Here is a 6,433-nt window from a genome sequence, read left to right as displayed (position 1 = left end):
CATTATTATACATAGTGCTGTTATTGGCATAGATATAAGAGTTAATCGTAGCCAAAGTCTGGTTACATTGGTTCGTAACTACTTGAGAAACTAACGGAATAACCGGTGCAGCAGGCGTAGTAAAAGTGGCTGTATTACCATTGTAAGGTTGCTCTTCCCCGTTTACGATAGCCGTAGCCTGAACTTCATATGTGGCTGAATAGGCTGCAATGGCCAATTCTGAAATAGCGAATGTGCGCGAAGCTCTTTCAAACTCTACAGGAGCAGCTGCCGGAGAAGTTCTGGTTACTTTGAATTTGTGTACAACTGAACTTCCTGAATAAGGAGTTGTATTAGTAGCCACAGAACAAGAAATATCCGTAGTCATCGCAGCCAAAGTACCACTTGCTGTGGTAATGTTAGAAACAACAGGCGCATGACCGTTGAATTTAGAACCATCACAATCCTCGTCAACATTGTTGAAGTTGATTTCTGAAGTACCAGGATTAATAGCACCGTTGCCATCATTACAATCAGTATTGTTAGTAGAGAATCCTGTTGGTGCTACAGCAGCACTGGAAGAACATTCCATACTGCTGGTAGTGCTTCCGTAACCATCACCATCAACATCAACATAGAATAAATATTTGGATTGAACAGCAATGACAGCGGTATTATTTGTTGTAACAGTCAAGATAGGACTGGCAATATCAGTTCTTTCAACTTGAGTAATTGTAAGGGTTTGTCCGTTAAAAGATGCCGGTAAAGTAACTGCGAAAGTAGCAAAGCCTGAAAGATTAGCTACAACGCCGGCAACTGTTTGATTAGAACCGCCATTAATATTATAAGTAATGGTAGAAGTACTTTGAGGTAATAAACCTGTAATATTGAAAGTACCCTCACTGCCATCACAAATAATTTCAGCTAAACTTTGGGAAACACTGCCAAAAGTTGGTGGTGAAGCCGTTGTGGTAACTGATTTTGTGTTTGAATTGGCAGAAGTACTGTTAGCACTAAAAGCTCTTACTCTGAAATAATATTGAGTAAGAGGGTTTATATTGGTATCAACATCATAACTGACAACATTTCCAACGTTTAAATCTTGATAACCGGAAACAAAGCTAGGGGTGAAATAGGATTCATCACCTGTAACTATAATATCATCTATACCCGCTCCAACAGTTCCGTTGGCTCCCAACGTTTGAAAACGAATTTTAACCTGTGAACCGGTATAAGAACTTAGATTAAATAAAGTCATGGCATTCAAGGTTGTATTGAGTGGGATACGAGTACCCAATGTGGTCCAACTAGAACCATTATTGGTCGTTATTGAGACTGTAATGGTATTATTAGAAGCATTAACTCCACCAAAAGTTCTGGCTTTAAAATTAAGATTGATATTAGAATAATTAGTCAAATCAATAGTTGGCGAAATAACAGTAGATGAACTACTCACTAGGCTTAAATATCCACCCGAACCCTGAGTTACATTGGTTTCAGTCCATCCGCTTGCTCCTATAGTTCCTGAATTACTAACCAAAGTTTGATTCAAGTTAGTAGTTGAAGTTCCAAAATTTGGTAATGTACTTACATCTAGCCTATAAGAACTAGCTCCGTCAACAGCGGTCCAGTTAGCCGTAAATTCATTATGAGCAACATTTGAAACATCATTAGCAGTTGGAGCAGCTAAGCCTGAAGTAGTAAAGTTAAGAACACTTCCGTTAACAGTACCTGTTGCATCTGTAGCAAAAGCTCTGTAATAATAAATTGTATTCGCTTGTAAACCGGTAACCGCAGTATTCAAAGCAACTGTAGTACTAGATGACATATTGTTATTAATACTATACTCGATTCCTGAATTAGTCACTTCGGAACAACCTTGAGCATACGAACCGCTTAAAGTAGCTCCTATAGAACTTATACCGGAAGCCAAACCTGTGGTAACCGAAACTGGTGTATTAACTCCGGTTCCAGTAGCTCCAAATGTAAAATCTGGGGAAAGTCCACCTCCACTTACAGCAATTGTTCCACTAAAAGCACCTGTTGTAGAAGGAGTAAACTTAACCCAAACTTGTTGAGCTGTTAATGACGTTGAAGAATTAGTAATAGACAACGGATTGGAATAAGTACCGTTTTGTGTTAATGAAAAAGTAAGTTCAGTAGATAATGAACCAACAGTTAAATTAGTACTGTTCAAATTGGCACCATCAAAAGTAAAACTTCCTATTCCGAATGAGTTAGATCCTGTAGTACAAACATTCACAAAATCAGCTAACGGTGTAGTTACAGTTAAAAACGCTGCTAAATTTTCCAAAGTGGTACCACTTGCTGTTGGTCCGAAACCTGTTTCAACAGCAGCAACATTTCTGGCTTTTACATCAAAAGTGTATAATGTATTACTTAACAAACCTGTAACTGTTAATGCAGAAGACCATTGCGGCGTTTGCGAGGAACCGTTTTCATATTGCCAAACTGCAGTAGCCCCTAAAGTTCCATCTGATTGAACATAATAAGTATTGGAACCCGATTGAACTCTTATAGCAATTTGGGTATCTGTATTGGGTGATGATGCAGCGGATAAATCTAAATCCAAACTATCCACCTCCGGATTACTTACAGTAATTGCCGTGGTTGGAGTTTGGGCCAAAGTATAAAAAGTCACTGAATTTCCATAAACGGTACCGTTTATATTCGCAGCATAAGCACGGAAAGAATATTGTTTATTCGATGCCAAAGAAACAGTAGTGCCTAAAGTAAACACTCCTGTACCGGTACTGAAACTACCATTTGCCTCCTGAGTTACTCCGGCACCGTTTATTGTAGGGTTCGGATTATCACTGGTCAATGCTATAACAATTCCATTTCCGGTTATGGCCGAACCACCTATGTTGGTAACATTCCCACCTAAAGTTGCAGAGGTTGATGTAATATTTGAAGCAGGTGAAGTAGTTGTCACAGTGGGTGGAGCAGATTCAACTGTTCCATAAATCACTACATCATCTAACCTGAAAGTCCCTGCTGATGATGCAGCAGTACCTGTTAAGTCTACTCTTTGTGTACCATAGGGATACAATCTGAAAGTTACCGTTCCACTGACTGGAGAAACAAAGTCATCAAAATCCCAAGTTAAGGTAGTTGCGCTTGTTGGCGTTAAAGCTATATTACCCATTGAAGTAGAAGTAGCAAAACCATCTATACTATAACGCACTTCCAATTGATTCGGAGCAGTATTACTTCCCGAACGCAAAAATGACATCTTTGTTAAATTTAACCGATATCCTGTGGCTGCAGTAGTTGAAAATTGTACGTAGGAAGCATTATTAATTGAAGCTGTGTTGTTCAATGTATTGGAAGTAAACAAATTCGCCGAGGTAACACAAACCACAGTTGACCTTGTCGCCTCATTTCCTGAAGAATTCAATGCAGTAACAGGAATATTTCCTTGAGTTGGACAAGTCCCGGTAGTACCGGTAAACTGGTTCAAATACAGCGCCGTTTCCACCAATCTGGTTTGCATTAAATCAGGTGCCGCAGCATAATTGGTGTTTCCGGCTTGTTTGGCAGTGATAGTTACCGAACCTATACCAACAATAGTTAGAACATTCCCATCAATTGTAGCCACATTGGTATCTGAACTTTCAAAAGTCACAGGCAACGCTGAACTGGCAGTAGCTGATAAGGTAACGGCCGGCGTTAATGACGTTAAAGTTGGAATCGGACCAAAAAAGGTAATGGTTTGTGTCAATGGTGTAATGGTCGCATTGGCAATAACCGGCTGTGTCAACAAATAATTTCCGGCTTTTGTTCCGCCAAGGGTATAACCGGAGACGGTTACAGCTTGTAAACCCGAATCAGCGGTTGCAAAATTTGCAATAGGCGTACCGCTTATAGTAACATCATCTCCATTAATTGGTGCTGGATCCAAGACAGCAGTTCCCGTCAAGGTAGCTATTGTTGTACCATCATAAGGTTTATCCAAAGCAGAAATTCCGGTAATGGAAATCCCTAATGGGGTAACAGTCAAATTTTGTGTTACAGCAATAGCTGGATTATGAGTACCGCTTCCGGCTTGTGAGGCGGTGATAGTAGTCGTGCCCGCACCAACAATTACAGCGGTATTACCCGATATTGTGGCTACACTAGTATTAGAACTAGAGTATGTGATTGGGTTCCCTTCCGGATTATCTGAGGTAGCCAATAAAGCCACACTAGCCGTTCCATAAAGGACATCAGTGAGTGATGGAAAGGTTATAACTTGATTCAACAAACTTGATGGAGTAATACTTCTATCAGTAACCGTAGGTTGTGCAAGAGAATAGTTTCCGGCTTTGGTTCCGCTAAGGGAAAATCCGGTAACAGTAATGGCATAAGGTCCGCCAACTGCAGCCGAAGAATAATTGGCTACAGCCGTACCACTTAAAACTACATCATCTGAAAACAATACGCCGTTTAGCGTTGGAGTTCCTATCAAAGTAGCAGTAGTAGTACCGTCAAACTGCTTGTCTTGTGAATCTAATCCGGTAATGGTTAACCCTAAAGGGCTTACTGTATTTCCGGAAGCAGAAGTAACAATATTTACAGTTGTTGCAGAACCACTGGATAGAACCACAGCATTTTGTCCATTATAATTTCCGGCACTGGCGTTATCTTTTAGCCTCACTAAAAAAGAGATGCCTCCGGCATTAGCTTCAGCAGCAGTATAAGAAGCGCTAGCCCCATAAGAAACATCATCATTTCTAGACACTTCAAAACCGGTTTGTGCTGTTGCTACTAAATTATTAGTAAGTAAGGATCCTGAAACAGCAAAAGATTGAGAGGCTGAAGCGGTTCCATAAGTCGTTGAAAAAGCTGTAGTAGAGGTACCTCCACCATTAATTAATGATGATGCAGAAGTTACACTTGCCCAAGTAGTACCTGCTCTTACGCCATCAATTATAAGTGTTGGAGCATTTGCAGCAGTCCCTTGTCTAAAATAAGCTCCCGTGAATGCACCTTGGTCAGTTGCACCACTACCCGTTGTCAAAGTTGGAGTACTCTCTGTACCTCCCAGAACAAAAGAAGGAACAACCCATAAACTAACAGTATCATCCGTAGCCGTTCCTGTATTATAAGTATACTTAGCAACAATATAATATGTTTGGTTAAAAGTTAAAACTCCAGTATCATAGACTGGTGTTGCATTTGTTTTACCAACCCCCATCACAAATCCTGCTCCTGATGATTTAGCATAGATTCTAACACCAAAACCTGGGGATGAAGCTGTGCCTGTAAAAATTCCTGTAAAATAATCTCCCGTTGATTGAGCTGCGCTAATACGAACCAAAAAAGACATGTAAGCTGTTCCGCTAGTTATTGAAGAGGTGAATAATTTCCCGACATCTTCACCGCTTGTTGTCATTGGTAATCCAACACCAATTCCATTAGAAGGAGATCCGGTATATGTTAGACCCGTACCCCCAACGGTCAAGTTATTTGTCCCAGTACCTGAGGAAGCAGTATAACCATTTAAAATCAAAGTTGTTCCACTAGTATAATTAAAATTCTCAGTGAAAACAACTTGCCCAAATCCCTTTCCATGGAAAAGCAAAAAAAGCAAAGCAAAACTCCAAAACAAAAGCCCTTTTGGCTTTCTAAAAAGTAAAATATTTTTCATATAAAAAAGTTTAAAGCAGTGGTAAAACTAAACAATAATTGTCTTTTACAAATAAAAAGATATTAACTAATTGTTAACCAATTAGAAACATTATTTTAGTCGATTTTTTAGGTAGTTTGTCGATAAAAAAATCTTAAATTAAGATTATAAAGAAAGAATTTTACTGCTTTTTAAGCACATTAAGAAAGCTACAACGCAACTTTTAAATCCCTAAAATGAAAATCCCCTTCTCATGATTACGAGACAGGGGATTTTATTTTAAGCATATTATAAGAATGCCCGGTATTTTAATTAAACTTATCTTTTCACTACACGAAGTGTTTTTACTACTTCATCTTGGGTGATAATTACATTGTAAACACCACTTGGGTATTGGTCACCTAAGATGCCTTTCTTTAATTCTGATACCGAAACGGTTCTTTGGTCAACTAATCTTCCAACCATATCATATACTTTAACATCGATAGAAGATTGACTTGATGTCTCAACAGCTAAAGTGAAGTTTGTAGTAAACGGATTCGGATAAACCGTTGCCTCAAATCCTGTAACCATAGCCGGTGTTGATTTAGCAGCAAATGCAGGAGTTGTCACCGCACAGTCTTTTCCGTATGGCCCAAATTCTCCAAACATTTCAACCGCCACTGTAATTACATAAGTAACACCCGGCTGAAGTCCTGTAAATTGGTTTAAACTAACGTATTTAACCGGTCTGTCAACATACTGGCTGTAAACCGGTACTTCCGGAGTTGGCGACATTTCATCAAACAATTCCAAGCGGAAACGGTATTGAGTGGCACTTGT

The 6,433-nt window shown here is 39.4% G+C and carries 2 protein-coding genes; both read right to left on the bottom strand.

Annotation, left to right across the window (positions count from 1 at the left end):
- Positions 1-5,632 (bottom strand): S-layer family protein (locus HA632_RS05575; protein ID WP_176306225.1); only part of this gene is annotated, 5,632 nt, incomplete at its 3' end.
- A gap of 297 nt (positions 5,633-5,929) precedes the next feature.
- A partial coding sequence (locus HA632_RS05570) for a T9SS type A sorting domain-containing protein (RefSeq protein ID WP_176306224.1) occupies positions 5,930-6,433 on the bottom strand: 504 nt, incomplete at its 5' end.

The organism is Flavobacterium sp. J49 (genome assembly GCF_011742145.1).
In the GTDB taxonomy this organism is placed as follows: domain Bacteria; phylum Bacteroidota; class Bacteroidia; order Flavobacteriales; family Flavobacteriaceae; genus Flavobacterium.
Note: the sequence above shows the minus strand (reverse complement) of the source record. Positions and strands in the feature narration are given on the sequence as shown.